The sequence below is a fragment of the Ciceribacter sp. L1K22 genome (genome assembly GCF_017599385.1).
Classification (GTDB): Bacteria; Pseudomonadota; Alphaproteobacteria; order Rhizobiales; family Rhizobiaceae; genus Allorhizobium.
Genome location: NZ_JAGFPK010000002.1, coordinates 766,869 through 791,217, shown reverse-complemented (window position 1 = coordinate 791,217; position 24,349 = coordinate 766,869). Strand labels below are relative to the sequence as shown.

At 63.6% G+C, this 24,349-nt stretch carries 25 protein-coding genes; 17 read left to right on the top strand and 8 right to left on the bottom strand.

Features of this window, described 5'->3' with window-relative positions; all coding sequences use genetic code 11:
* Positions 1–87: 87 nt before the first annotated feature.
* Positions 88–2,232: a tetratricopeptide repeat protein gene (locus tag J5J09_RS21585; RefSeq protein ID WP_208554287.1), complete on the bottom strand. Its 2,145-nt coding sequence runs from the start codon at positions 2,230–2,232 to the stop codon at positions 88–90.
* A 211-nt stretch (positions 2,233–2,443) separates the two neighbouring features.
* On the bottom strand, positions 2,444–5,146 hold the full coding sequence (gene secA, locus J5J09_RS21580; protein WP_208554286.1) for a preprotein translocase subunit SecA: 2,703 nt from the start codon (positions 5,144–5,146) through the stop codon (positions 2,444–2,446).
* Positions 5,147–5,390: 244 nt separating this feature from the next.
* Between secA and J5J09_RS21575 the strand changes: the two genes are divergently transcribed.
* The 6 genes from J5J09_RS21575 to J5J09_RS21550 all read left to right on the top strand — a co-directional run bounded on the left by J5J09_RS21575 (position 5,391) and on the right by J5J09_RS21550 (position 9,378).
* Positions 5,391–6,242, top strand: a complete 852-nt coding sequence (locus J5J09_RS21575) for a peptidylprolyl isomerase (RefSeq protein ID WP_208554285.1) — start codon at positions 5,391–5,393, stop codon at positions 6,240–6,242.
* Between the two features lie 70 nt (positions 6,243–6,312).
* On the top strand, positions 6,313–7,554 hold the full coding sequence (gene argJ, locus J5J09_RS21570; protein ID WP_208554284.1) for a bifunctional glutamate N-acetyltransferase/amino-acid acetyltransferase ArgJ: 1,242 nt from the start codon (positions 6,313–6,315) through the stop codon (positions 7,552–7,554).
* The gene (locus J5J09_RS21565; protein ID WP_208554283.1) at positions 7,554–8,342 is read left to right on the top strand and encodes a GNAT family N-acetyltransferase; all 789 of its coding nucleotides are present in this window, start codon (positions 7,554–7,556) and stop codon (positions 8,340–8,342) included. The genes argJ and J5J09_RS21565 overlap by 1 nt, the downstream gene beginning before the upstream one ends.
* Positions 8,339–8,746: an 8-oxo-dGTP diphosphatase MutT gene (gene mutT, locus J5J09_RS21560; RefSeq protein ID WP_208554282.1), complete on the top strand. Its 408-nt coding sequence runs from the start codon at positions 8,339–8,341 to the stop codon at positions 8,744–8,746. The genes J5J09_RS21565 and mutT overlap by 4 nt, the downstream gene beginning before the upstream one ends.
* Positions 8,747–8,842: 96 nt before the next feature.
* Positions 8,843–9,163, top strand: a complete 321-nt coding sequence (locus J5J09_RS21555) for a hypothetical protein (protein WP_208554281.1) — start codon at positions 8,843–8,845, stop codon at positions 9,161–9,163.
* 38 nt (positions 9,164–9,201) lie between these two features.
* On the top strand, positions 9,202–9,378 hold the full coding sequence (locus J5J09_RS21550) for a Flp family type IVb pilin (RefSeq protein ID WP_208554280.1): 177 nt from the start codon (positions 9,202–9,204) through the stop codon (positions 9,376–9,378).
* Between the two features lie 20 nt (positions 9,379–9,398).
* Here the strand turns inward: J5J09_RS21550 and J5J09_RS21545 are convergent, their stop codons facing one another.
* Positions 9,399–10,283 carry an SAM-dependent methyltransferase gene (locus J5J09_RS21545; protein ID WP_208554279.1) on the bottom strand — a complete coding sequence of 295 codons (885 nt, stop codon included), beginning with the start codon at positions 10,281–10,283 and terminating at the stop codon, positions 9,399–9,401.
* 107 nt (positions 10,284–10,390) lie between these two features.
* On the opposite strand from J5J09_RS21545, the gene J5J09_RS21540 reads away from it, so the two are divergent.
* From J5J09_RS21540 to J5J09_RS21520, 5 genes are read left to right on the top strand one after another with little or no spacing between them, the layout of a single operon-like run.
* A complete protein-coding gene (locus J5J09_RS21540; RefSeq protein WP_246746063.1) occupies positions 10,391–11,119 on the top strand; it encodes a ComF family protein in 729 nt (242 codons plus the stop codon).
* A gap of 51 nt (positions 11,120–11,170) precedes the next feature.
* On the top strand, positions 11,171–11,428 hold the full coding sequence (grxC, locus tag J5J09_RS21535) for a glutaredoxin 3 (RefSeq protein ID WP_208554277.1): 258 nt from the start codon (positions 11,171–11,173) through the stop codon (positions 11,426–11,428).
* An 11-nt stretch (positions 11,429–11,439) separates the two neighbouring features.
* A complete protein-coding gene (locus tag J5J09_RS21530; RefSeq protein WP_208554276.1) occupies positions 11,440–12,297 on the top strand; it encodes a carbon-nitrogen hydrolase family protein in 858 nt (285 codons plus the stop codon).
* Positions 12,294–12,731: a DUF1178 family protein gene (locus J5J09_RS21525; protein ID WP_208554275.1), complete on the top strand. Its 438-nt coding sequence runs from the start codon at positions 12,294–12,296 to the stop codon at positions 12,729–12,731. The genes J5J09_RS21530 and J5J09_RS21525 overlap by 4 nt, the downstream gene beginning before the upstream one ends.
* Positions 12,731–13,315, top strand: a complete 585-nt coding sequence (locus J5J09_RS21520) for a DUF3291 domain-containing protein (RefSeq protein ID WP_208554274.1) — start codon at positions 12,731–12,733, stop codon at positions 13,313–13,315. The genes J5J09_RS21525 and J5J09_RS21520 overlap by 1 nt, the downstream gene beginning before the upstream one ends.
* Before the next feature lie 30 nt (positions 13,316–13,345).
* Here J5J09_RS21520 and J5J09_RS21515 read toward each other — a convergent pair whose 3' ends face one another.
* The 5 genes from J5J09_RS21515 to J5J09_RS21495 all read right to left on the bottom strand — a co-directional run bounded on the left by J5J09_RS21515 (position 13,346) and on the right by J5J09_RS21495 (position 15,877).
* The gene (locus tag J5J09_RS21515) at positions 13,346–13,651 is read right to left on the bottom strand and encodes a type II toxin-antitoxin system RelE/ParE family toxin (RefSeq protein ID WP_208554273.1); all 306 of its coding nucleotides are present in this window, start codon (positions 13,649–13,651) and stop codon (positions 13,346–13,348) included.
* On the bottom strand, positions 13,648–13,917 hold the full coding sequence (locus J5J09_RS21510) for a type II toxin-antitoxin system ParD family antitoxin (RefSeq protein ID WP_208554272.1): 270 nt from the start codon (positions 13,915–13,917) through the stop codon (positions 13,648–13,650). The genes J5J09_RS21515 and J5J09_RS21510 overlap by 4 nt, the downstream gene beginning before the upstream one ends.
* Before the next feature lie 89 nt (positions 13,918–14,006).
* Positions 14,007–14,558, bottom strand: a complete 552-nt coding sequence (locus tag J5J09_RS21505; RefSeq protein WP_208554271.1) for a DUF924 family protein — start codon at positions 14,556–14,558, stop codon at positions 14,007–14,009.
* A 38-nt stretch (positions 14,559–14,596) separates the two neighbouring features.
* The gene (gene ubiG / locus J5J09_RS21500) at positions 14,597–15,346 is read right to left on the bottom strand and encodes a bifunctional 2-polyprenyl-6-hydroxyphenol methylase/3-demethylubiquinol 3-O-methyltransferase UbiG (RefSeq protein ID WP_208554270.1); all 750 of its coding nucleotides are present in this window, start codon (positions 15,344–15,346) and stop codon (positions 14,597–14,599) included.
* Positions 15,347–15,400: 54 nt separating this feature from the next.
* Complete coding sequence (locus J5J09_RS21495) at positions 15,401–15,877, bottom strand: hypothetical protein (RefSeq protein WP_208554269.1); 477 nt, start codon at positions 15,875–15,877, stop codon at positions 15,401–15,403.
* A gap of 524 nt (positions 15,878–16,401) precedes the next feature.
* On the opposite strand from J5J09_RS21495, the gene J5J09_RS21490 reads away from it, so the two are divergent.
* The 6 genes from J5J09_RS21490 to J5J09_RS21465 all read left to right on the top strand — a co-directional run bounded on the left by J5J09_RS21490 (position 16,402) and on the right by J5J09_RS21465 (position 24,168).
* Positions 16,402–17,184 (top strand): SH3 domain-containing protein, encoded by a 783-nt coding sequence (locus tag J5J09_RS21490; protein WP_208554268.1) that lies wholly within the window; start codon positions 16,402–16,404, stop codon positions 17,182–17,184.
* Between the two features lie 248 nt (positions 17,185–17,432).
* The gene (locus tag J5J09_RS21485) at positions 17,433–18,707 is read left to right on the top strand and encodes an aspartate kinase (protein WP_208554267.1); all 1,275 of its coding nucleotides are present in this window, start codon (positions 17,433–17,435) and stop codon (positions 18,705–18,707) included.
* A gap of 84 nt (positions 18,708–18,791) precedes the next feature.
* A complete protein-coding gene (ptsP, locus tag J5J09_RS21480; RefSeq protein ID WP_208554266.1) occupies positions 18,792–21,059 on the top strand; it encodes a phosphoenolpyruvate--protein phosphotransferase in 2,268 nt (755 codons plus the stop codon).
* Between the two features lie 22 nt (positions 21,060–21,081).
* Positions 21,082–22,161: a peptide chain release factor 1 gene (gene prfA / locus J5J09_RS21475; protein WP_208554265.1), complete on the top strand. Its 1,080-nt coding sequence runs from the start codon at positions 21,082–21,084 to the stop codon at positions 22,159–22,161.
* Entirely contained in the window at positions 22,158–23,024 is an 867-nt protein-coding gene (prmC, locus tag J5J09_RS21470) for a peptide chain release factor N(5)-glutamine methyltransferase (protein WP_208554264.1), read from the top strand. The genes prfA and prmC overlap by 4 nt, the downstream gene beginning before the upstream one ends.
* A 358-nt stretch (positions 23,025–23,382) precedes the next feature.
* Positions 23,383–24,168 carry a DUF4167 domain-containing protein gene (locus J5J09_RS21465; protein WP_208554263.1) on the top strand — a complete coding sequence of 262 codons (786 nt, stop codon included), beginning with the start codon at positions 23,383–23,385 and terminating at the stop codon, positions 24,166–24,168.
* Positions 24,169–24,349 lie beyond the last annotated feature (181 nt).

Here is a 24,349-nt window from a genome sequence, read left to right as displayed (position 1 = left end):
TCGAACCTGGGAAACAAAGGCGAGTGTTGTCAGATCAGGGTTAAGAAACAGTTCTTTTCGCTCGCCAGGATTGGGCGAGTGTCGCTGTCAGGCGTCGGCTCCGATGGTAAAATCTGCGGGCGGTAGCCCTTCCAGGCGACGGCGATGGGCCTCGGCGAGTGCCGACTCGAAATGCCGTGTGTAGGTCGCGGTATCGAAGAGCGAGCCCGCGCGGGTGCGACCTTTGCCGAGCCGTGTCCTGACATCTTCCAGACGTTCCGGATCGTGGGCGAGATCAAGGACCAGCGCCTCGTAGGCTTCGTCGCTGTCGGTCACGAGATCGCCGAGATCGACGGCGTGCAGCAGGCTCGCAGCGACCCGGGCGGCAAACTGGCGCCCCTTGCGCGTCACCACCGGCAGTCCGGCCCAAAGCGCGTCGCTCGCCGTCGTGTGCGCGTTCACGGCAAAGCTGTCGAGGAACAGGTCCGCGTGCTTGTGGCGAGACAGGTGTTCGGCATGCGGCGTGTTGGCGGCAAAGATGAGCCGCGCTGGATCGACGCCTCGCGCGGCCGCCTCGCGCCGCAGGTTCGCCTCGACCCAGCGATTGGCGCGCAGGAGCCAAAGTACGCTGCCGTCGACGGCCTTCAGCACGCGCATCCAGATGTCGAACTCGCGCGGGCCGATCTTGTAGCTGTTGTTGAAGCTACAGAAGACGAACGCATCGTCGGGCAGACCGAACATCGAGCGGGTTGTCGGGCTGTCGGCGATCCTGCGATGGTCGTCGTTCGGCTGGTAGGAGCCAGGCAGGAAGATCACATTTTCCGAGTAATGCCGGCGTTCCTGCGGCGGAACCACGATATGGTCGGCAACGAGATAATCGATGAAATCGGCGCCCATGCTGCCGGGATAGCCGAGGTAGTTGATCTGCAGCGGCGCCAGGCGCCTTGCGAAGAGTTCGCTTCGGGTGTGCTTGGTATAGCCCTTGAGGTCAATGGCGATGTCGAGCCGATGGTGGCGCACCAGGTCGGCCGCCTGCTCGTCCGACACACCGCGCAGCTCAGTGTAGGCATCGACCTCGGCGATCATCTGGTCGCGCCAGATGCCGTGCTGGGTTCGTCCATAGCCGTAGGTGTAGATCTCGAACCGGGTGCGGTCGTGCAGCCTGAGCAGACCCGCCATCAGGTAGAGGGTGGCGTGGTCGTAAAAGTCGGCGCTGAAATAGCCGATACGGATCTTGCCGCTTTTCGCGGCGGGAAGGGCGGACACTGTCGGCGTTACCGAATAGCTCTTCTCGCGCCAGTGGATCGAGCGTTGCAACTGCCGCTCCGGATTATCCTCCATCGCCAGGGTCACGAAGGGCGGAACGCGGTCGCCGACGATACCGAGGGTCGGCAGGGCAGCGTCGATCTCCGGCCAGACGCTCCAGTCGCAGGTCATCTGCCGCAGATGGAGAAGCTGGCCCTTCACGAAGTCGAAGTCGGGCTTCAGTTCCAGCGCCCGGCGATAGCTTTCCATCGCCTCATCGAGCCGGCCCTGGTCTTCAAGCGCCGAGCCGTAATTGTAGTGGGCCTCGCCGAAATCCGGGTTGAGTTCGAGCGCCCTGCGATAGCTGTCCTCGGCGCCGGCCCGGCCCTGATCCTGCAACAGGTTGCCCATGTTGTTGTGTGCTTCGATGTAATCCGGTCGCAGGCCAAGCGCCTGTTTGTAGCATTCAAGCGCCTCGTCCAGCCGCCCAAGCGCCCTCAGCACGTTGCCGAGATTGTTGTGGGCTTCCGGGTAATCCGGCCGCAGCGCGATGGCGCGCCGGATCGATACCTCAGCCTCGTCAAGAAGGCCTTCGGCCTTGAGATAGATGCCGAGATCATTGTGACCGTCCGGATAACCCGGATCGATTTCAGTCACCCGCCGGAAGGCGTCAATCGCCCTGTCGAAACGGCCTTCGGCCCGTTCGACGTTGGCAGTCAATATCCATAGCATCCTGTTGTTTGGAAATGCCTGGAGCGCCTTGGTCAATCTCGGCCGCAGGACTCCGAACGCGCCGAGCTTGTAGAGCTTGGCCAGTTCCGCCGTCAGCGTCACCTCGATCGAGGGTGCGGGTGCTGCGCCCAGGCGTTCGAGGCCCTGTCTCGCGAGTTTGTTGGCTGGTGCCATCCTGAGCACGGCCTCGTAGAGCTGCCGTGCGGGTCCCGTTTCGCCCTTCTTCGCATGGGCGTTCGCCTTGAACAGGATCTGATCGACATTCGGCTTCGCCATATTCCAGCTCCGACGCCTCTCGCAGCCCGACGAAAGCGCCGGGGCCACCCACATTTTACCTCAACCCCAGCAGCTAGCCCGATAAGCCTTCGCGACGCTTGCGCTGTGTTGGAGAATGGGAACGGCGAAGCCACTCGAAGGTCAGCAGCATGAACGAAAGAAGCGGGCGCCTTTCGACGCCCGCTTCTTTCTTTGCATCTCGTGCTTTGGCCTATTCCTGTTCGAAGGCGCCGTGGCAGTGCTTGTATTTCTTGCCCGAGCCGCAGGGGCAGGGCTCGTTGCGGCCGACGCGGCCCCAGCTTTCGGGATTGGCGCCGTCGCGCTCGACGGCAGGCTGCTGTTCCGGAGCGCCCTCGCCGAAATCGTCCTCGCCGGTGGTGGCATCAATGTGGTGGCCCTCCATCGGCGGCGGGGTGGGAGCCGGCTGTTCGCGAACGATCTCCACCCGCATCATCTGCGTGGTCACGGCCTCGCGCAGGTTGGCCAGCAGGGCCTGGAAGAGCTCGAAGGCCTCCGCCTTGTATTCCTGCAGGGGATCGCGCTGGGCATAGCCGCGGAAACCGACGACCGAGCGCAGGTGATCGAGATTGACGATGTGCTCGCGCCAGAGATTGTCGATCGTCTGGAGAACGACCGAGCGCTCCACATAGGTCATGATGTCGGGGCCGAAGCGCTCTGCCTTTTCGGCCACGTACTTGTCGGCGGCATCGCGGATGCGGGTCGTCAGCTCCGCCTCGTCGATTCCGTCTTCCGCGGCCCATTCCTTGATCGGCAGGTCGAGGTTCAGTGTCGTGGCGACGGCGTTCTTCAGCGCATCGACATCCCACTGCTCGGCATAGGCGCGCTCGGGGATGTGGAGGCTCACCATCTTCTCGATGACCTCATGGCGCATGTCGGTGACGACGGTATCGACATCCTGCATGTCCATCAGTTCGACGCGCTGCTCGAAGATCACCTTGCGCTGGTCGTTGATGACGTCGTCATACTTGAGCAGGTTCTTGCGGATGTCGAAGTTGCGGGCCTCGACCTTCTTCTGGGCGCGCTCGAGCGCCTTGTTGATCCACGGATGGATGATCGACTCGCCTTCTTTCAGACCAAGCTTCTGCAGCATGCCATCCATGCGGTCGGAGCCGAAGATGCGCATCAGGTCGTCCTGGAGCGACAGGTAGAACTTCGAGCGGCCCGGGTCGCCCTGGCGGCCGGAACGACCACGCAACTGGTTGTCGATGCGGCGGCTTTCGTGGCGCTCGGTGGCGATCACGTAGAGACCGCCGGCGGCGAGCGCCTGTTCCTTCAGCTTCTTGATCTCTTCGCGGATCGCCTCGACCTTGGCATCGCGCTCTGGTCCAGGCTCCATGCCTTCCAGTTCGCGCTCAAGGCGCATGTCGATATTGCCGCCGAGCTGGATGTCGGTACCACGGCCGGCCATATTGGTGGCGATCGTGACGGCACCCGGCACGCCGGCCTGCGACACGATATAGGCTTCCTGTTCGTGATAGCGGGCGTTCAGCACCTGGAACTTGTCGAAACCGGTCTGCTTCAGCATGGCGGCGAGCAGTTCGGACTTCTCGATCGAGGTCGTGCCGACCAGAACCGGCTGGCCTCGGCTGTGGGCGTCCTTGATTTCCTCGATGATCGCCTTGAACTTCTCCTCGGCGGTCCGGTAGACCTCGTCGTCCTCGTCGACGCGCTTGATCGGCAGGTTGGTCGGTACTTCGACCACGTCGAGGCCGTAGATGTTGGCAAATTCCTCCGCTTCCGTCGCCGCCGTGCCGGTCATGCCCGCCAGCTTGTCGTACATGCGGAAATAGTTCTGGAAGGTGATCGAGGCGAGCGTCTGGTTTTCCGGCTGGATCTGCACCTTTTCCTTGGCTTCGAGAGCCTGGTGCTGGCCTTCGGAATAGCGGCGGCCCGGCATCATGCGGCCGGTGAATTCGTCGATGATGACGATCTCGCCGTTGCGGACGATGTAGTCCTTGTCGCGCGAGAACAGCTTGTGGGCCTTCAGCGCGTTGTTGATGTGGTGAACGATCGCGACGTTCTCGACGTCGTAGAGGCTCTCGCCCTTCAGCAGCCCGGCCTGGCGCAGCAGGTTTTCGAGCTTTTCGGTGCCGACTTCGGAGAAGTTTGCCGAACGCTGCTTTTCGTCGATCTCGTAATCTTCCTCCGTCAGCATCGGGATGAAGGCATCGATCGTGTTATAGAGGTCCGAGCGATCGTCCAGCGGACCGGAAATGATCAGCGGCGTGCGTGCCTCATCGACCAGGATCGAGTCCACTTCGTCGACGATCGCATAGTTGTGGCCGCGCTGAACCATCTGGCCGCGTTCGTATTTCATGTTGTCGCGCAGATAGTCGAAGCCGAGTTCGTTGTTCGTCGCGTAGGTGATGTCGCAGGCATAGGCGTCGCGGCGCTGCTCGTCGGTCAGGCCGTGGACGATGACACCCGTGGTCAGCCCGAGGAAGCCGTAGAGCTTGCCCATGGTGGTGGAGTCGCGGGTGGCGAGGTAGTCATTGACCGTCACGACATGGACGCCCTTGCCGGCGAGAGCGTTGAGGTAGACGGCGAGCGTCGCCACAAGCGTCTTGCCTTCGCCGGTCTTCATTTCGGCGATCGAGTTCTCGTGCAGGATCATGCCGCCCATCAGCTGCACGTCGAAAGGCCGGAGGCCGAGCGCGCGGCGGGCGCCTTCACGGGCAACGGCGAAAGCCGGTACAAGCAGGTCGTCGAGCTTGGCCCCGTCGGCGAGCTGCTTGCGGAACTCGACGGTCTTGGCGGCGAGCGCCGCGTCGTCGAGGGCCTTCATTTCGGGTTCCAGCGCATTGATCGCCGCGACGCGGGAGCCGTACGACCGGATACGGCGGTCGTTGGACGAGCCGAAGATTTTGCGGGCGATACCACCAAGGCTGACCATCAAGTGGTCCTTTCTGACTTCCGTACAGTCTGTTCCGGTCGGGTCCGACGGGTCCGGCCCCCGGCAAATGGGCATACCGCGGCCTGAAACTCTCTGGACGCGAGGTTGCGTGACAGATAAGAGGGGGGTCGAATGATGTCAACGGCACAACTCGGCGTGAAAGTGGCGTCCCGTCGTGCTTTTGACACTATTGAACCGGACGAGATCGGTTCGAAATCATGGTTTCATCCGAAAGGTAGTTTGAATGTTGCGCCAACATATCCTTGCCCTGACCGCCTGCCTCGCCGTCGTCGGCGCTCCTGTTATCGCCATTGCCGAAGACGCCGCGGATGCGGTCGTCGCAAAGGTGGGCGACATGGAAATCCGCCAGTCCGAGCTCGACCTCGCCGTTGCCAATCTCGACCCGCAGCTTGCCCAGCTTCCGGAAGAACAGAAGAAGGTCGCTGCGCTTTCCGGTGCCATCGATGTCAAGCTGCTTGCCGGCAATGCCGACAAGGAAGGCATGCGCGATGACGCCGATTTCCAGCGCCGCATGCAGTTCATCGCCGAGCGCGAGCTGCACAACGCCTACTTCAAGAAGCACGTCATCGATGCCGTCACCGACGCCGACGTGAAGGCGCGCTACGACAAGGAAGTTGCCGCCCTGCCGCAGCAGGAAGAGGTCCGCGCCCGCCACATCCTCGTGAAGACCGAGGAAGAGGCCAAGGCGATTATCGCCGATCTCGACGCCGGCAAGGATTTCATCGAGATCGCCAAGGAGAAGTCGACCGACCCGAACAAGTCGGAAGGCGGCGATCTCGGCTATTTCACCAGGGGCCGCATGGTTCCCGAATTCGAGGAAGCAGCCTTCGCGCTCGAGAAGGGCGCCTACACCAAGACGCCGGTGCAGTCGCAGTTCGGCTTCCACGTCATCAAGCTCGAGGACAAGCGCACCGCCGCTCCGCCGAGCCTCGAAGAGGTCGGCCAGCAGGTTCGTCAGCTTGTGATGCGCGACAAGTATCTCGAGCTGATCGAGAAGGCCAAGGCCGAGGCCAAGATCGAGATCGTCGACGAGGCACTCCGCAAGGGCTACGAGGACGTCAACAAGAAGCCCTGATTTCGGCTTCATTCCGAAACTCTGCCGGACCCGCGTTTCGCGGGTCCTTTCTCATTCAGGTTCCAGAGCCATGTCCGCGACCGTATCTCCCCTCGCTCCCAAGTCCTATCCCGACATGCCGGCCGTTCGCGGCGTATCGATGTCAACGGCCTCCGCCGGCATCAAGTACAAGAACCGCACCGACGTGCTGATGATGGTGTTCGACCGCCCGGCCTCGGTCGCCGGGGTGTTCACGAAGTCGAAGTGTCCGTCGGCGCCGGTCGACTTCTGCCGCGCCAATCTTCCGCATGGCGTGGCCCGGGGCGTCGTCGTCAATTCCGGCAATGCCAATGCCTTCACTGGCAAGAAGGGCCGCGAGTCGACGGCGCTGACGGCGAAGTCGGCGGCGCAGGCGCTCGGCTGCGGCGAGAACGAGATCTATCTGGCCTCGACCGGCGTGATCGGCGAGCCGCTCGATGCGACGAAGTTCTCCGGCGTGCTGGGCGACATGGCAAAGTCGGCCACGGGCGATTTTTGGCTCGAAGCCGCCAAGGCGATCATGACCACGGACACCTATCCCAAGGTCGCGACGCGCTCTGCCGAGATCGGCGGCGTCAAGGTCACGATCAACGGCATCGCCAAGGGTGCCGGCATGATCGCCCCCGACATGGCCACGATGCTCTCCTTCGTGGTCACCGATGCCGACATCGCGCCGGTCGCGCTGCAGGCGCTGCTGTCCGGTTCGGTCGAGGCGACATTCAATTCCATCACCGTCGACAGCGACACCTCGACCTCCGACACGCTGATGCTGTTTGCCACCGGGGCCGCTTCGACCGACGGACAGGCACGGATCGAGACGGCCGACGATCCGGCGCTCGGTTCGTTTCGCATGGCACTTGCCGATCTGCTGAAGGACCTTGCCTTGCAGGTTGTTCGGGACGGCGAGGGCGCCCGCAAGATGCTGGAGATCACTGTCACCGGTGCCGAGAGCGATGCCGCCGCCAAGCGGATCGGGCTTTCGATCGCCAATTCGCCGCTGGTCAAGACCGCCCTCGCCGGCGAGGACGCCAACTGGGGCCGCGTCGTCATGGCGGTCGGCAAGTCCGGCGAAATGGCCGACCGCGACCGTCTGGCGATCTGGTTCGGCGACGTCCGCGTCGCCGTCGATGGCGAGCGCGATCCGGACTATTCGGAAGCTGCGGCAACCGCCGTGATGAAGCAGGAAGACATTCCGCTCAAGGTCGAGATCGGTCTCGGCAATGGCAAGGCGACGGTCTGGACCTGCGACCTCACCAAGGAATACGTGGCGATCAACGGGGATTATCGCAGCTGATGGTGCCGGCATCCGACATGGGGCGCGGGGCGAACCTGCCCCTGGTGCGGCGGCTCGAGGCCGTCGGCTTCCGCGCCTGGCCTGCGGCGGCCGTCCAGTATGACGGCAGCTGGCAGGTACGCCTGAATGGCGGTTATGGCTCCAAGCGGCTGAACTGCGTCGTCCCGCTCGATCCCTCCGACAGCCGCGATATCGCCCAGCGTCTCGGCAAGGCCGCCCGTCGCTTCGCGTCCCATGGCCGTCCGCTCCTGCTGCGTGAGACGCCGCTGACGCCGGTGGCGGTGCTCGATCACATCGTGCATGAGGGCTGGGAACGGTTCGAGAGCGTCGTCGTCATGACCACCGATCTCGCCGCCAGCGAATTGCCCGATACCATGGACCATCTGCCAAGTCATGACATCGGCCGCTTCGTCGATGCCTATCTCTCGCTGTCGGGCGAAAGCCCGTCTGCCAAGCCGGGGCTCGCCGAGGTGCTGACGGCGATCAAGCCGCCGAGCGGACTGTTCATGGTCGGCGATGCCGAGACCGGTCCGGTCGCGACAGCGCTTTGCGTGCAGGACAACGACCTCGCCGGGATTCTCGCGCTCTGTGTCGCTTCGTCCGCCCGCAGGCAGGGCCTTGGAACCGAGATCTTGTCGACGGCACTGCGCTGGGCGCGGCTGCGCGGCGCCCGTACCGCCTGGCTGCAGGTCGAGGCGGAGAATGCGGCGGCGCTGGCGCTCTATGCCAAGTTCGGCTTCAAGGAAGCCTATCGTTATCACTACTGGCGGCCGGGGAGAGCGGGATGAGCGAACGCAAGATCCTGCTCGTCGCCGCCTGCGCGCTCGTCGACAGCGACGGCCGCATCCTGCTGTCGCAGCGCCCCGAGGGCAAGGCGCTCGCCGGTCTCTGGGAGTTTCCCGGCGGCAAGGTCGAGCCAGGCGAGACGCCCGAGGAGACGCTGGTGCGCGAGCTCGACGAGGAACTCGGCATCCAGACGAAGGTCCCGTGCCTTGCGCCGCTGACCTTCGCCAGCCATACCTATGACGACTTTCACCTGCTGATGCCGCTCTATATCTGCCGCCGCTACGAGGGTATTCCCCACGGGCGCGAGGGGCAGGCGGTGAAGTGGGTGCGGGCCAACGCGCTTCGCGACTACCCCATGCCGCCGGCCGACGAGCCTTTGATCCCGTTTCTCCAGGATCTCCTTTAGGACAGGCTAAAATCGGGCACCGATCTTAAGAAAAAGTTTATCATCTTTGGGCAAGGTCCTTCCACGGGTGCGTAACTCCCGCGTGAGGCTTTGAACATGGACAAGGATTTCTGGGACACCGTTCGCTCCGCAGAGCGGAAGGAACCCAAATCCAACAGGACCGGTGTGCTCAACATGGCTTTGCTGTTCGGGACGGCGGCCATCGCGCTTTCGCTCATCCTGACGCCGATGCTCGCCGGAGGCGGCGGCAACAAGAGCCTTGCCTATACCGCGGATGATTTCGACAACATCACCACCGGATCGATCGGCAATTCCGACGGCGCCAAGCGGTACACGATCCGCAGGAGCATCCTGCAGGAGACGCCGGGCTCGGTCTGCATCGTCGACAGCTACAACGGCGGCGCGGGCTGCCGTTGACGGCGCTTGCGACGACGCATCAACGAGGGGAAACTGGAATGCGTCGCCTGATCAAGCTGCTGTCCGACTCGTCGGGCGCGACCGCCGTCGAATACGGCGTGCTCGCCGCCCTGCTCTCGCTTGCCCTTGTCGGTGGGTACAGTTCCATGGCCGATGGCGTGGAAAACACCTGGGCGACAATCAGCACGACCTATAGCGATGCCACCAGCGAATAAGCTTCCGCTCGCCTCCCGCTTTAGCCCTTGGGCAACTCTTTTTCCGGATTGAGCGCGTCGGCGAGCCGCATTTTCGCCGATCCCGGCTTCAGTGGTTTCTGCTGGCTTTCATGCGGCGCCCATCCCGAGACGTAGACCACCGAGAATGTCGCCCTGATCCGGCCGTCCGGATCGGAATAGCGCTCGGCGTAGATTTCCGCTGCCCGGACAAACAGGGCGCGGCTCGCCGGTTTGCGCGAGCGACCGACGAGCGGGTTCGCCATGCCCATGGCCTTGAGGTCGCGCATCAACGGGAAGATCGAATCATAGCGGACTGTGTAGTCCTGCGCATCGACGACGGGCAGCGCCAGCCCGGCGCGCTGCAGCAGGGCGCCGATGTCGCGGATGTCGGCGAAGGGGATGACCCTCGGGCTTGCGCCACCGGTGAGCTCGACTTCGGCGGAAAGCAGCGCGTCGCGCAGTTCGGCGAGCGTTCCCGCGGCCGGGATTGCAGCCAGCAGCAGTCCGTCGGCTGCCAGCGCCCGCTTCATCTGGATCAGCATGCCGGGCGTGTCGTTGGTCAGATGCAGGTTCATCGGCGCCAGGACGAGGTTTACCGATTGCGGCTCGAGCGGCAGGGTTTCGAGCGGGGCGGCAAGGAACTCCTCGCCCGGTGCCGCAAAGAGCTCGTCGGTCTCGACCCTGACCATGCGGCCGATCTTGCCGGTCGCCAGACACTCGCGCGCGGCAGCGCCGGTGACGCCGTTGACCTCGACGGCAATGTCGAAGTGTCGTTCGACCAGCGACAGCCGCTCGGCCAGCTCGCGGGCCGCGATGTCGAGCAGGAAGGCGGCGTTGGTATCGCCTGCCCTGAAGGCGCGGCGCCGGTTGGCGGCGGCGAGGTCGAGATCGAAGAGCTTTTCCATGCTGCTATCCTGACAAATCCACGATGGCAAAGGACCGCTGCGGCTCGTAAAGTCAAGCCATGACGGTCATCGGCGAGATCATCATAGGGCGCATTTGGGGTGGGGGAATGGCACTGATCGCCGAAACCGCGCGCGATCTGCTTTATCCTCCAGCCTGCTGCCATTGTGGTGTGTCGATCGCCGGGCATGGCGGCCTCTGTCCTTCCTGCTGGACCGGCATGCGGTTCATCGAGCGGCCTTATTGCGAAGTGCTCGGGACGCCGTTTGCCTATGAGGAAGGAGAGGGGGCCGTGTCGCCGGAGGCAATGGCCGAACCGCCCGTTTTCGACCGCCTGCGCTCGGTAGCGCTGCACGATGGACCGGCGCGCCAACTGGTGCATCAGCTGAAATATCGCGACCGCACCGATCTCGCTCCGATGATGGCGAGGTGGATGGTCCGGTCGGCTGCCACCGAACTGGCGGCCTGCGATGCCGTGATCGCGGTGCCGCTGCACCGGACCCGGCTCCTCAGCCGCCGGTTCAATCAGTCGGCCGAACTTGCCCGCCATGTCGCGCGGCTGGCGGACAGGCCGTTCCTTGCCGCCACGCTGGTGCGAAGCAAGCGGACCCAGCGGCAGGTCGGCCTGTCGGCCACGGCGCGCGAGACGAATGTGCGCGGCGCTTTCCGCGTGCCCGAGGGCATGGCCGAGACGGTGCTCGGACGGCGGCTTGTGCTGGTCGATGATGTCTACACCACGGGCGCAACCGTCAGCGCGGCGGCGCGAGTCTTGAAGCGGGCCGGTGCCGCGGATGTGACGGTTTTGACCTTTGCAAGGGCGCTTTCCGGGCTTATATGAGCCATAGACTTGAAGTTCCTAGACTTTCCAGCGGTTATCACGGAGATCACGATGAAGCCGGTGACAATCTACACACGGCAGTTCTGCGGCTATTGCGCCCGGGCCAAGTCTCTTCTGGAGCAGAAGGGTGTGGCCTATGTCGAGCATGACGCGACGGGCAATGCGGAGCTCCGGCAGGAGATGATCCAGAAGGCCAATGGCCGCTCGACCTTTCCGCAGATCTTCATCGGCGAGACACATGTCGGCGGCTGCGACGATCTTTATGCGCTCGAGCATGCCGGGCGCCTCGACCCGATGCTGGCGAACTGAGGATTGACGCGATGACGACCAGGGTTGCCGCCATCCAGATGTGTTCGGGCACCGACCCGCGGCGCAATGCCGAGACCATGGAGCGCCTCGTGCGCGATGCGGCGGCGCGCGGCGCTCTCTATATCCAGACGCCCGAAATGACCGGAGCGCTCCAGCGTGACCGGGCGACACTGCTTGCCAACCTGCGCGACGAGGAGAACGACATCATCGTCCGCAAGGCGGCCGAGCTCTCCAGGTCCCTCTCGATCTTCGTCCATATCGGTTCGACGGCGATCGCCGCCGGCGACGGGAAGATCGCCAATCGCGGTTTCCTGTTCGGACCGGATGGCAAGATGATCTGTCGCTACGACAAGATCCATATGTTCGACGTCGACCTCGACAATGGCGAGAGCTGGCGCGAGAGCGCGACCTATCGTCCTGGAGCAGAGGCGCGAGTGGCCGACCTTCCGTTCGGCAAGCTTGGTTTCGCGATCTGCTACGACGTACGCTTCCCGCATCTCTTCCGTACCGAGGCCATGGCCGGGGCGCAGATCCTCACCGTTCCAGCGGCCTTCACCAAGCAGACGGGTGAGGCCCACTGGGAGGTGCTGCTGCGAGCCCGTGCCATCGAGAACGGCGCCTTCCTCATCGCCGCCGCCCAGGCGGGACAACATGAGGACGGTCGGGTCACCTATGGCCATTCGATGATCGTCGATCCCTGGGGCAAGGTGCTGGCCGCTGCTGGCGGCACCGGCGAGGCGGTTGTCGTGGCAGACATCGACGTTGGCATGTCGGCGGCGATTCGCGCCAAGATCCCGAACCTGAAGAACGGCCGCGACTTCGCGCTCGACATCGTTCCCGAACTGGCCAAGGGAGGGGTAACGGTTTGATCCGCTATGGATTGATCTGCGACAACGGTCACGAATTCGAAGGCTGGTTCTCGGAGAGTGCCGATTTCGACCGCCAGAAGGAATCGGGCTTTTTGACCTGTCCGGTCTGCTCGTCGCTTCACGTCTCCAAGACGCTGATGGCGCCTTCGGTGTCGACAGCGCGGAAGAAGGAAGCGCAGGCCGCGCAGCATGCGTTGACGGTGAATGCCGCGCAGCGCGAAGCCTTTGCCAAGATCAAGGAAGCCGTTGCCGCGATCCGCGCCAATAGCGAGGATGTCGGTGAGCGCTTTCCCGAGGAGGCGCGGAAGATCCACTACGGCGAGACAGATGCGCGCGGCATCATCGGTCAGGCGTCAGCCGACGACGTGCGGTCGCTGATCGACGAGGGTATCGAGATCGCGCCGCTGCCGGTGCTGCCCGACGACGTCAACTGATGGCGTCGACCGGCTTTCATCTCGCAATCCACAATTTCGGCATTCATGTCGCCGATTACGGCGATCCTGCCATCGAGGGTTTCTTCAAGCGCGAGCCGCTGAACTTCGAGGCGGCGACACGGGCGTCCGGCTTTATCGGCCGTTCCGGCTATGTCGGCGAGCCGGGTCCGGAGAGCTGGGGCAAGCAGGTCTTTCCGCGATTTCTCAAGGGCAGCGGGCGCGAGGCCGGACCGTCATCGCTGTCGCTCTGGCAGGATATTGAGAGCCTGATGGCGTTTTCCTATGCTGGCATCCATGCCGAGGCGCTGAAGCATGCGCGCCGCTGGAACGTCGAGCAGGCCTGGCCGCCGCTGGTGCTCTTCTGGGTCGAGGCCGGCAGGCGTCCGGAATGGTTTGAGGCCGTCGAGCGGTTCGAGCATCTCGCCGATCACGGGGCATCGCCTTTTGCCTTCACCTTCAAGCAGCCGTTCGATCCGTCTGGTCAGCCTTACGTTATCGACAGGGGAAGGCTGAAGGCGCTGGTGGCGGGCAATGCCGAGGGGCAGGCGGACCTCCTGGCGCAGGCGAAGCTTATGGCGCCGTGACACGGGCGCCGCAATCTCATGACGTATCCTTCACGTCCTTGAGCCTTTTTCAAGGATGCGTTCGTAGTCTCGTAATCCCGACATGATCCGTACGATCGTAACGAGACGGTTTTCCGTTGTGTAGAAGATGAGATATCGTCCGAATACCCGTTTTCTCAAACGACGACTGCGCACGGAAGACAGCATTACAAACGCTTCCGGCATTTCGGCTATTTCAAGACAGGCTTGCCTCAGCTCTTCGAGATACGACAGGGCGCGAGATGGATTATGTTCGACGATGTAGCGGCCGATTTCCGCTAGGTCTTCCGTCGCCGCGTCTGTGAAATCAACCTTCATCCGGCCCGATGTTTGAGAGCGAGTTCCACATAGACGGCATCGAAAGCGTCGTCGATTGACCTCACCCTTCCCGCGTCGAGGTCGTCAAGACCTCGTTGAAGCTGTTTCTCGAGCTCCTTGTAGGCCTTCTGATCGTCAAAGCGCTCTCTTAGAACGGATGCTATGAAATCGGAGGGCGAGCCGAAGTCTCCCTGCCTTGCCTGTTCCCGGACGTATTCCTCAAGTCCCGGTTCGAGGCTGACGACAACTTCTCTCTGTTTGGCCATCGTCTATCCCTTCTAGTTTCACGCTATTCTACCATTGTTTGACGGGCGGTGAAACGGCATTGACCCCGACACTATCCGAGGTTCGTTCCTCACCCCTTGAAGCCATCCTCGTCCAGATAGGCCTGTTCCTCCGGCGTGGTGTCGCGGCCCAGCGCTGCGTTGCGGTGGGGGAAGCGGCCGAAGCGTTCGATGATCTCGAGATGGATGACGGCCCATTTGAGCGTTTCCTCGTCGCCGGTCTCGTCCCGGTGCTTCTGGAACAGGGAGACGCTGAGCTTCTGGTCTTCCATATCCTCCGAATGTTCGAAGGGCAGGTAGAAGAACGGGCGCAGGATCGGTTCGACACGCTGGTCGAAGCCTTTTTCCAGCGCTCGGCGGGCTGTCGCACGGGCGAGGCCGTCGGTGGCGTAGGAGTGGCCGCTGCCGCGGAAGAGGTTGCGCGGGAACTGGTCGAGCAGCAGGAGAAGCGCCAGCGTGCTTTCGGGCTTTTCTTCCCAAGAAGACAGCTCGCAGCACGAGGCGGCGAGATGCAGGTCGGCGTAGTTGTCGGCGATTTCGGCATCAAGCGCTGCGTCGCGGGAGAACCAGGCATCCGGGCCGTGACGCATCCAGCATTCGAGAACGGCTTCGGGTGTACCCATGGTGTCTACTCCTTCGTATGTTGGTCTTTTGGCGTCCGTCAGTCTTTCGGCCTCCGGGCGAGGATCATGTAGTTGACGTCTATGTCCGCCGAGAGGTTCCAGCGGTTCTGCAGCGGGTTGAAGAACACGCCCTTGCGCTCGACCACCGTCAGGCCGTCGCGCGACAGCGGCGCCTCGATTTCTTCCGGTCGCACCAGCTTCTCGTACTGGTGGGTGCCGCGCGGCAGCCAGCGCAGGACATATTCGGCGCCGACGATGGCCAGAGCCGCGGCCTTCAGCGTGCGGTTGATGGTGGACATCAGGAGAAGGCCACCGGGGCGCACCATGGAAGCGCAGGTGGTGACGAAGAAATCGACGTCGGACACGTGTTCGACGATCTCCATGGCGAGCACAATGTCGAAGGTCTCGCCGGCGGCGGCGAGCTGTTCGGCGGTCATCGCGCGGTAGTCGACCTTGACGCCGGTCTGGGCGGCATGGGTAGAGGCGATGCCGATGTTCTTCTCCGAGGCGTCGGCGCCGAGCACATCTGCACCCATGCGGGCGATCGGCTCCGACAGCAGGCCGCCGCCACAGCCGATGTCGAGGACCCTGAGACCGGAGAGCGGCTGGTGCGACAGCGCCTCGCGGCCGAAATGGGCGGACGCCATGTCGCGGATGTATTCGAGGCGCACCGGATTGATCTTGTGCAGCGGCTTGAACTTGCCGGTCGGATCCCACCACTCGGCCGCCATGGCGGAGAAGCGGTCGACCTCGGCCTGATCGATTGTCGTGCGAGCCTGTTCGCTCATCGGAAAGCTCCCTCAAGATGACATGCCTTCAAGTCGGCCGATCGGGCCGCAAAGTCAAGGATCGGTGCCGGGATCGTGAGGCGGTGCGGCGTCGGGTCGCCTGCGGGCGAAGAGGTCGAGCCCATGCCGGCGGCGGGTGCGCCGGTTGCGGCGCAGGCGGATGTCGGACCTGACGATGAAGATGATGTTATCTCCGTATGCATCGACCAATTCCGGGACCAGGTCGCGCACAAGGTCGTCCAGTTCGTCCGAACCGAGGGCGAGGCACAGCGGGAGCTCGGTCACCGCGCGGCGGGAACCGCCCTCCGACATCAGCGCCAGTACCGAGAGGAACGGACGGTCGCACCGCAGCATCGGTCCCGAGCACAGGCGCCGTCGCCGGCACTCGCGGACACGGCAGAGCGGGATGTCGGCGTGCTGGCGCTTGAACAGGAAGAACATGTCCATCGCGCTTCGATAGAGAAATTCGTCGATGCGTCTCAGCTCTTCCTCGGTTACCACGATCTTTTCGGGCGTCGCATCATTATTCATTTCCGTCTCCCCTTCCTCATCCGATGGATTTCTTCGCTTGTGTGTGGGCACGGCTCCGCACCCACGCGGTCCTGACGGACCCGTGTTCTGCGGCATTCTCGGTGGCCGCCGAAGCGGCCGGGGCGCCCGGCGCACCGGACGAAAACAAAACAAAGGTACGCCAGGCACCCCGTTTCGACGATTTTTGCCGCCTTTTTCCTTTCCCTCTACGACCTTCCGGGGAAGGTCCTCTGTGCCACGCAGGCACGCCCCTTTTCAGGGAGGGGGATCGCGTTCGGGCAGCCCAAGGTCCTCCGCCCGCGTTTCAGCGGCGAACCATGGCATCGGCCCCACCTCGCCGGCAACGCTTTCCGGTGTATCCGCGGCGGGACGGAAAGCAGTGTCTCACGGCGGGGATTTTGGGGGACGCGGCGCCGTTAAAAAAATTTCGCGAAGGAACAAGGACGATGAACGGCGCGTTCAAGCGGCATTCAGACAGAGGCCGATAGAACGGCACCAGAGGAAACACACCAGGAGATAACGCCATGAAGAGGCTTGGAATTCTTGCAGCAGGACTGGCGATCGCCGTCAGCCTCCCGGCGCTTGCGCAGGCTGCCAACGGTTATGCAACAGCCAATGTGAATCTTCGCGCGGGGCCAAGCACGAACTATCCCGCCGTGACAGTGATTCCAGCCGGCGCAGGCGTCGACATCTATGGTTGCCTCAACACCGCCAACTGGTGCGATGTCGGCTTTCGCGGTATTCGCGGCTGGGTCTCCGGCAGCTACCTGCAGGCTGGTTACCAGCAGCGCCGAGTTTATGTCGCACCGGAATACTATCGCCCGCTCGGCATCCCGACGGTGACCTTCTCGGTGGGCAACTATTGGGATCGCCACTATCGTGGCCGTGATTTTTACCGCAACCGCGACCGCTGGGACGACCGCGGCGAATGGCGCCAGGAACGCCGGGAAGAGCGGCGCGATTGGCGCGAGGAGCGTCGGGAAGACCGTAGGGATGACCGTCGGGACTGGCGTGAGGAACGCAGGGACGATCGCCGTGACGCCCGCGAGGAGCGCCGCGACAACCGGCCGGACGCGCGCGAAGAGCGCCGGGAGGAGCGTCGCGACAACGCCCGCGAGCAGGAGCGTCGCCAGGAAACCCGCGAGAACCGCCGCCAGCAGACCCGTGAAAACAGCGATCGGAATCGCAATCCCATTCGGGAGCTTGGCGCAGACCGCAACAACGGCGGTCGCAACGGCTCCAACGCGAATGAACGTCGCGTTCCTGTTTGCGAGCCGGGTGACTTTGCCTGCCTACAGCGCCGATAACGGCGGATCTCAATCACTTGAAGAAAGGCGTCTCCTCGTGAGGCGCCTTTTTCACGTCGGCGTCAGCGTGCCGCATTGCGACAGTAAGGCCTGTTGTCCTTCGCTTGTGTCGCTATTCCCCCACACCCATTGAACTTGCCGGTCGTTTTGGCTATGAGACCGCTGCTCTCATCCCAACCGGCTATCCGCCGGCCTGCAGTTTTCCTCGCGGCGTCGACGGGCGCCGGACAGTTTATCGGTAAGGCCCCATGGCACGCATCGTGATGAAATTCGGCGGCACCTCGGTCGCCAATCTCGAACGCATCCACAACGTAGCCCGTCACGTCAAACGCGAAGTCGATGCCGGGCATGAAGTGGCCGTGGTCGTCTCAGCCATGTCGGGGAAGACGAACGAACTCGTGGACTGGGTCCAGACCATGCCCAAGGTGGCTGGGGCCAATTCGCCGTTCTACGATGCGCGCGAATACGACACGATCGTCGCGTCGGGCGAGCAGGTGACGTCGGGTCTTCTGGCAATCGCGCTGCAGTCGATCGGCATCAATGCCCGCTCCTGGCAGGGCTGGCAGATCCCGATCAAGACCGACAACGCGCATGGCGCAGCACGAATCCAGGAGATCGACGGCTCCGACATCATCCGCCGCATGGGCGAGGGACAGGTGGCCGTGGTCGCCGGCTTCCAGGGCATCGGGCCTGACAACCGGATCGCGACGCTCGGGCGCGGCGGTTCGGATACCTCCGCGGTAGCGATCGCGGCGGCTGTCAAGGCGGACCGTTGCGACATCTATACCGACGTCGACGGCGTCTACACGACCGACCCGCGCATCGAGCCGAAGGCGCGGCGGCTGAAGAAGATCGCGTTCGAGGAAATGCTCGAGATGGCCTCGCTCGGCGCGAAGGTGCTGCAGGTCCGCTCCGTCGAGCTGGCGATGGTGCACAAGGTGCGCACCTTCGTGCGCTCCAGTTTCGAAGATCCCGATGCGCCGGGCATGGGCGATCTCCTGAACCCGCCCGGTACATTGATTTGCGACGAGGAAGAGATCGTGGAACAGGAAGTCGTCACCGGTATTGCCTACGCCAAGGATGAAGCCCAGATTTCGCTGCGCCGTCTGGCCGACCGGCCGGGCGTGTCGGCCGCGATCTTCGGGCCGCTCGCCGAATCCCACATCAATGTCGATATGATCGTCCAGAACATTTCCGAGGACGGATCGAAGACCGACATGACGTTCACGGTTCCCTCCGGTGATGTCGACAAGGCGCTCATGGTTCTGTCGGACAACAAGGACAAGATCGGCTTCGACGTGGTGCAGAGCGAGAAGGGCCTGGTGAAGGTCTCCGTCATCGGTATCGGCATGCGCAGCCATGCCGGCGTCGCGGCGACCGCCTTCAAGGCGCTCGCCGACAAGGGCATCAACATCAAGGCGATCACGACGTCCGAAATCAAGATCTCGATCCTGATCGACGGACCGTACGCGGAGCTCGCGGTTCGGACTTTGCATTCCTGCTACGGCCTCGATAAGAATTGATTCCATAAAGCGGGCTTGCCAACCGGCCTCCGGGCGGGCGGCGAGCCCGCTCCCGCAACTCTTGCATACCGGAGCATGGTGGCGATGAGAGACCTTTCAGCGGGTCCACGCGTCCTTTTGAAACGGCTTCGCGAGCTCATGGCCGAGCCGCTGGAGCCGCAGGAGCGTCTTGATCGCATCGTGCGGCAGATCGCCAACAATATGGTGGCGGAGGTCTGCTCCTGCTACGTGCTGCGCTCGGACGGGGTGCTCGAACTCTACGCTACCGAGGGTCTCAACAAGGACGCCGTCCACCTTGCCCAGCTGAAAATGGGCCAGGGTCTCGTCGGCACGATCGCGGCGTCCGCCCAGCCGCTCAACCTCTCCGATGCCCAGGCGCACCCCGCCTTCCGCTACCTGCCGGAAACGGGGGAAGAGATCTACCATTCCTTCCTCGGCGTGCCCATCTTGCGGGCCGGCCGCAGTTTGGGCGTTCTCGTCGTCCAGAACAAAGCGCAACGCAACTATCGCGAAGACGAGGTCGAGGCGCTTGAAACGACCGCCATGGTGCTGGCCGAGATGATCGCCACCGGCGAACTGAAGAAACTCACCCGACCGGGGCTGGAGCTCGACCTGACACGGCCGGTGTCGATCGAGGGCGACAGCTATTCCGAAGGCATCGGGCTCGGCCATGTGGTGCTGCACGAGCCGCGCATCGTCGTCACCAACCTGCTGAACGAGGATGCCGACAAGGAAATCCGCAAGCTGGTGGAAGCGATCGGGTCGCTCAGGCTCTCGATCGACGACATGCTGTCCAGGCGCGAGATTTCCATGGAGGGCGAGCACCGCGAGGTGCTGGAGACCTACCGCATGTTCGCCCACGACCAGGGCTGGGTGCGGCGCATGGAAGAGGCGATCCGCAACGGCCTGACGGCGGAAGCCGCGGTCGAGAAGGTGCAGAGCGATACCAAGGCGCGGATGATGCGCCTGACCGACCCCTATCTGCGCGAGCGGATGCATGATTTCGACGATCTGGCCAACCGGCTGCTGCGGCAGCTGACCGGCTTTTCATCGCAGAGCATGGCGGAAGGCCTGCCGACAGACGCGATCATCTTCGCGCGCGCCATGGGGGCGGCAGAACTGCTCGACTATCCGCGCGGCAATGTGCGTGGCTTGGTGCTCGAGGACGGGGCGGTGACGAGCCATATCGTCATCGTCGCCAAGGCGATGGGCATTGCCGTCGTCGGCCAGGCGGCAGGTGCCGTGGCGCTTGCGGAAAACGGCGACACGGCGATCATCGACGGCGATGACGGCAAGGTGCATGTGCGCCCCGTCGCCGATCTGGTGAAGGCCTACGAAGAAAAGGTGCGCCTGCGCGCCCGCCGGCAGGAGCAGTTCCGCGCGCTACGCGACGTCGAGCCTGTGACGAGGGACGGCAAGCGGATCAAGCTGCAGATGAATGCGGGCCTGCTGGTCGATCTGCCGCAGCTGTCGGAATCTGGAGCCGAAGGAATCGGCCTGTTCCGCACGGAACTCCAGTTCATGATCTCCTCGACCATGCCGAAGGCCGACGAGCAGGAAAACTTTTACCGCAGCGTGCTGAAGCAGGCTGAAGGGCGGCCCGTGACCTTCCGGACGCTCGACATAGGCGGCGACAAGGTGCTGCCCTATTTCCGCGGACACGAGGAAGAAAACCCGGCACTCGGCTGGCGGGCGATCCGCCTGTCGCTCGACCGTCCCGGGCTTTTGCGGACACAGTTGAGGGCGCTGCTGAAGGCTGCCGCCGGGGCGGAACTGAAGATGATGCTGCCGATGGTCACCGAGGTGTTGGAGATCCGGGCGGTGCGCGAGCTGATGCAGAAGGAAGTGCAGCATCTCTCGAAATTCGGCCACCAGTTGCCGAAGAAATTGCAGTTCGGCGCGATGCTGGAAGTGCCGGCGCTGCTCTGGCAGCTCGACGCCCTGATGAACGAGGTGGACTTCGTCTCTGTCGGTTCCAACGATCTTTTCCAGTTCACGATGGCGGTCGATCGCGGCAATGCGCGGGTGGCGGACCGGTTCGACGTGCTCGGCAAGCCGTTCCTGCGCATCCTGCGCGACATCGTGCGCGCCGGCGAGCGGAATAATACCCCGGTGACGCTCTGCGGCGAGATTGCCGGCAGGCCGCTCTCGGCCATGGCGTTGATGGGCATCGGCTTCCGGTCGATTTCCATGTCGCCGACGGCGATCGGACCGATCAAGGCGATGCTTCTGGCGCTCGACGTCGACAGGCTCGCCGCCGGTCTCAACGCGGCGCTCGACGACGATGCGGGACTCGTGAGCCCGCGCGATCTGCTGGTGCAGTTCGCGAACGATCACGAGATCCCGGTTTAATTACAGTATTGCGGAGTATAGGGTGGCGAAGCTTCCTGTCGAAAAGATGCGCGAGCTCGAACGTCGTTTCGGCGAGATCGAGGCTCGCATGTCGGCCGGTCCGGCGGCGGACGTCTATGTCAAACTGGCCTCGGAGTATTCCGAGCTGCAGCCGGTGGTGAAGACGATCCGCGACTACGAGAAGGCGCTGGCCGAGCAGGCGGATCTCAGGGCGCTGCTCGCCGACAAGGCGACGGACCGCGAGATGCGCGACCTTGCCGATATGGAACTGCCCGAGGTCGAGGCGAAGATCGAGGCGCTCGAAAAGGACATGCAGGTGCTGCTCCTGCCGAAGGATGCGGCCGACGAAAAGAGTGCGATCCTGGAAATCCGCGCCGGCACCGGCGGCAACGAGGCAGCGTTGTTCGCCGGCGACCTGTTTCGCATGTATGACCGCTATGCGAGCGGCCGTGGCTGGAAGGTCGAGGTTCTTTCGGCCAGCGAGGGCGAGGCCGGCGGCTACAAGGAAATCATCGCGACTGTCAGCGGGCGAGGGGTGTTCTCGAAGCTGAAGTTCGAGTCCGGCGTGCACCGGGTCCAGCGCGTGCCCGACACGGAAACGCAGGGGCGCATCCACACCTCCGCGGCGACGGTGGCGGTGCTGCCGGAGGCGGAGGAGATCGATATCGACATCAAGCCCGAGGACATCCGCATCGATACCATGCGCGCCTCGGGTGCCGGCGGGCAGCACGTCAACACGACCGACTCCGCCGTGCGCATCACCCACCTGCCGACCGGCATCATCGTCGTCAGCGCCGAGAAATCGCAACACCAGAACCGCGCCAAGGCGATGCAGGTTTTGCGCTCGCGGCTCTACGACCTCGAGCGGCAGAAGGCCGACAGCGAACGCTCGGCCGACCGCAAGAGCCAGGTGGGTTCGGGCGACCGGTCCGAGCGCATCCGCACCTATAATTTTCCGCAGGGCCGGGTGACCGACCACCGCATCAACCTGACGCTCTACAAGTTGGACAAGGTGATGGAGGGCGAGATCGACGAACTGGTCGACGCGCTGATCGCCGACTACCAGGCGGGGCAACTGGCACTGCTCGGCGAGCAGGCATGAGCGGGGAGACCGTCGGCGATCTGCTGCGGCTGGCGCGGCGGGAGTTCCAAGCGGCCGATCTCGACGATCCGGCGTTGGAAGCACGGATCCTGGTCAGCGGTCTGCTCGACCTTTCAACGACGGAAATGGTGCTGGCCGATGACAGGGCGGTGGCGCCGGACGACGCGGAGCGCGTGCGCGAGGGGATTTTCCGACGGCTCGCGCACGAACCGGTCTATCGCATTCTCGGGCATCGCGCCTTCCACGGGCTCGATCTCAAAATCTCGGCGGCAACGCTCGATCCGCGTCCGGATACCGAGGTTCTGGTCGACCGGGTGCTGCACCACATGCGGGCCCTGGTGGAGCAAAGGGGGCGCGTGCGCATCCTCGATCTCGGCACGGGGACCGGGGCGATCGGGCTTTCGCTGGCCAAGGCCTCGCCTGCGGCGGAGGTGGTTCTGACGGATATTTCCGCCGAGGCCCTTTCAACCGCGGAAGAGAATGCCCATATCAACGGGATAGCCGACCGCACCCGCTTTGTGAGGAGCGACTGGTTCGGGGCAGTTTCCGGTTCCTTCGACATCATCGTGTCAAACCCGCCCTATATCGTGCGGGAGGTGATCGGAACGCTGGATCCGGAAGTTCGGAATTACGATCCGATGGCGGCGCTCGATGGCGGGGCCGACGGACTCGACGCTTATCGCGCAATTGCGGCAGGCGCACTCTCTCATCTTGCGGAAGACGGGTTTGTCGGGCTTGAAATCGGCTATGACCAGAACGAGGCGGTGACGGCGCTGTTTGCAAGCGAAGGCTTCGGCTTGATCGAGGCGGCGAAGGACTTTGGCGGCAGGGACAGGGTTTTGATCCTGGCGCCAGGGGTTTGACGACAAGAGGCCGCAGGGCGGATCGCCGAAATTGCTGCATCCGCACAAGTTATTTCGTGAGTGCAAAGAAAAGGCTTGGTTTTCGTAAGGAAGCGTAATAGTTTGCGGGCACGCATCGGGCAGCGGGGATGACCTTTTAGGATTGTTCGAGACTGTCTCGACTTCGATTTCGGCCCTCTTTGGAGGGTTTCGCGGGGCGAAAGCAAACCCGATGCGTGATCAGTTAATTTAACTTCATCGGCGGCAGCAAAAGCAATGGCGCAGTATGCCCGCAGCACGCGGACCCTCGGTACAAACTGACCGAGCTTTATCGCGTCGTGTTCAAAATCAGCAAAACAGACATTCAGGTGAGCGATAGATGAGGCCAGGACAGCAGAACAAGCGTCGAGGGCGTGGAAATAACGGCGGCGGCGGTGGCGGCGGCGGTGGAAACTTCAACCGCAAGGGCGTCAATCCGCTGACCCGCACCTATGACAGCTCCGGTCCCGACGTGAAGATCCGTGGCACGGCCCAGCACATCGCCGAAAAATACGGCGCGCTTGCCCGCGACGCGCAGAGCTCCGGCGACCGCGTGATGGCCGAAAACTACCTGCAGCACGCCGAACACTACAACCGAATCATCGCGGCCGCGCAGGCCCAGATGCAGGAGCGCTTCCAGCGCGACGATCGCGGCGAGATGGGCGAAGGCGATGTCGATCGCGACGACGACATGGAAAACGGCGACGATCAGCCGATGGTGAGCGAACGCCAGCACCAGCAGCCGCGCCACGACCAGCAGAACCGCCAACACCAGCAGCCGCGCCGTGACAGGCAGGAGCGACAGGACCGCCACGAGCGTCCGGCCCCGGTCCAGCAGGAAATCGCCGGCAGCGGGCCGCAGCCCGTCATCGAGGACATGCCGGCTGAAGTCGTCGCCGCTGTTGCCGAAGCGGGTGATGGTGGCGAACAGGGCGAGAAGCGCCCGCGCCGCCAGCCGCGTCCGCGTCGCCAGCCCCGCCGGGGCGATGGCGCCGAGGGCGGGGAGGCAGGGGCCGAAGCAGCGGCGGCGCCGACCGACGCTGCTGCCGAAGGCGGGCAGAAGCCAGCGGCCAAGCGTTCGCGCGGCGGCGATGCCCCGGCGCTCGTCACGGCCGACAACGAATAAAAATCCGCCAGGCGGACTTTCGACGAACCCCGTCGTCCGATCGGACGGCGGGGTTTTTCTTTGGTCCTGACGATTGTCAAGCGGTTGGCAAGGCCGCGACATTTTTGCAACGGGGCGGTCTTTAAAGCCCTCAAATCGCTTCCCATATCCAGTTCAACGGAGCGGGAAACGCTCCCCGGCC

Bases quoted from the DNA above. Each gene is read 5' to 3' on its own strand.
- J5J09_RS21585 (WP_208554287.1), bottom strand. From the start codon at position 2,232: ATGGCGAAGCCGAATGTCGATCAGATCCTGTTCAAGGCGAACGCCCAT.
- secA (WP_208554286.1), bottom strand. From the start codon at position 5,146: ATGGTCAGCCTTGGTGGTATCGCCCGCAAAATCTTCGGCTCGTCCAAC.
- J5J09_RS21575 (WP_208554285.1), top strand. From the start codon at position 5,391: ATGTTGCGCCAACATATCCTTGCCCTGACCGCCTGCCTCGCCGTCGTC.
- argJ (WP_208554284.1), top strand. From the start codon at position 6,313: ATGTCCGCGACCGTATCTCCCCTCGCTCCCAAGTCCTATCCCGACATG.
- J5J09_RS21565 (WP_208554283.1), top strand. From the start codon at position 7,554: ATGGTGCCGGCATCCGACATGGGGCGCGGGGCGAACCTGCCCCTGGTG.
- mutT (WP_208554282.1), top strand. From the start codon at position 8,339: ATGAGCGAACGCAAGATCCTGCTCGTCGCCGCCTGCGCGCTCGTCGAC.
- J5J09_RS21555 (WP_208554281.1), top strand. From the start codon at position 8,843: ATGGACAAGGATTTCTGGGACACCGTTCGCTCCGCAGAGCGGAAGGAA.
- J5J09_RS21550 (WP_208554280.1), top strand. From the start codon at position 9,202: ATGCGTCGCCTGATCAAGCTGCTGTCCGACTCGTCGGGCGCGACCGCC.
- J5J09_RS21545 (WP_208554279.1), bottom strand. From the start codon at position 10,283: ATGGAAAAGCTCTTCGATCTCGACCTCGCCGCCGCCAACCGGCGCCGC.
- J5J09_RS21540 (WP_246746063.1), top strand. From the start codon at position 10,391: ATGGCACTGATCGCCGAAACCGCGCGCGATCTGCTTTATCCTCCAGCC.
- grxC (WP_208554277.1), top strand. From the start codon at position 11,171: ATGAAGCCGGTGACAATCTACACACGGCAGTTCTGCGGCTATTGCGCC.
- J5J09_RS21530 (WP_208554276.1), top strand. From the start codon at position 11,440: ATGACGACCAGGGTTGCCGCCATCCAGATGTGTTCGGGCACCGACCCG.
- J5J09_RS21520 (WP_208554274.1), top strand. From the start codon at position 12,731: ATGGCGTCGACCGGCTTTCATCTCGCAATCCACAATTTCGGCATTCAT.
- J5J09_RS21515 (WP_208554273.1), bottom strand. From the start codon at position 13,651: ATGAAGGTTGATTTCACAGACGCGGCGACGGAAGACCTAGCGGAAATC.
- J5J09_RS21510 (WP_208554272.1), bottom strand. From the start codon at position 13,917: ATGGCCAAACAGAGAGAAGTTGTCGTCAGCCTCGAACCGGGACTTGAG.
- J5J09_RS21505 (WP_208554271.1), bottom strand. From the start codon at position 14,558: ATGGGTACACCCGAAGCCGTTCTCGAATGCTGGATGCGTCACGGCCCG.
- ubiG (WP_208554270.1), bottom strand. From the start codon at position 15,346: ATGAGCGAACAGGCTCGCACGACAATCGATCAGGCCGAGGTCGACCGC.
- J5J09_RS21495 (WP_208554269.1), bottom strand. From the start codon at position 15,877: ATGAATAATGATGCGACGCCCGAAAAGATCGTGGTAACCGAGGAAGAG.
- J5J09_RS21490 (WP_208554268.1), top strand. From the start codon at position 16,402: ATGAAGAGGCTTGGAATTCTTGCAGCAGGACTGGCGATCGCCGTCAGC.
- J5J09_RS21485 (WP_208554267.1), top strand. From the start codon at position 17,433: ATGGCACGCATCGTGATGAAATTCGGCGGCACCTCGGTCGCCAATCTC.
- ptsP (WP_208554266.1), top strand. From the start codon at position 18,792: ATGAGAGACCTTTCAGCGGGTCCACGCGTCCTTTTGAAACGGCTTCGC.
- prmC (WP_208554264.1), top strand. From the start codon at position 22,158: ATGAGCGGGGAGACCGTCGGCGATCTGCTGCGGCTGGCGCGGCGGGAG.
- J5J09_RS21465 (WP_208554263.1), top strand. From the start codon at position 23,383: ATGAGGCCAGGACAGCAGAACAAGCGTCGAGGGCGTGGAAATAACGGC.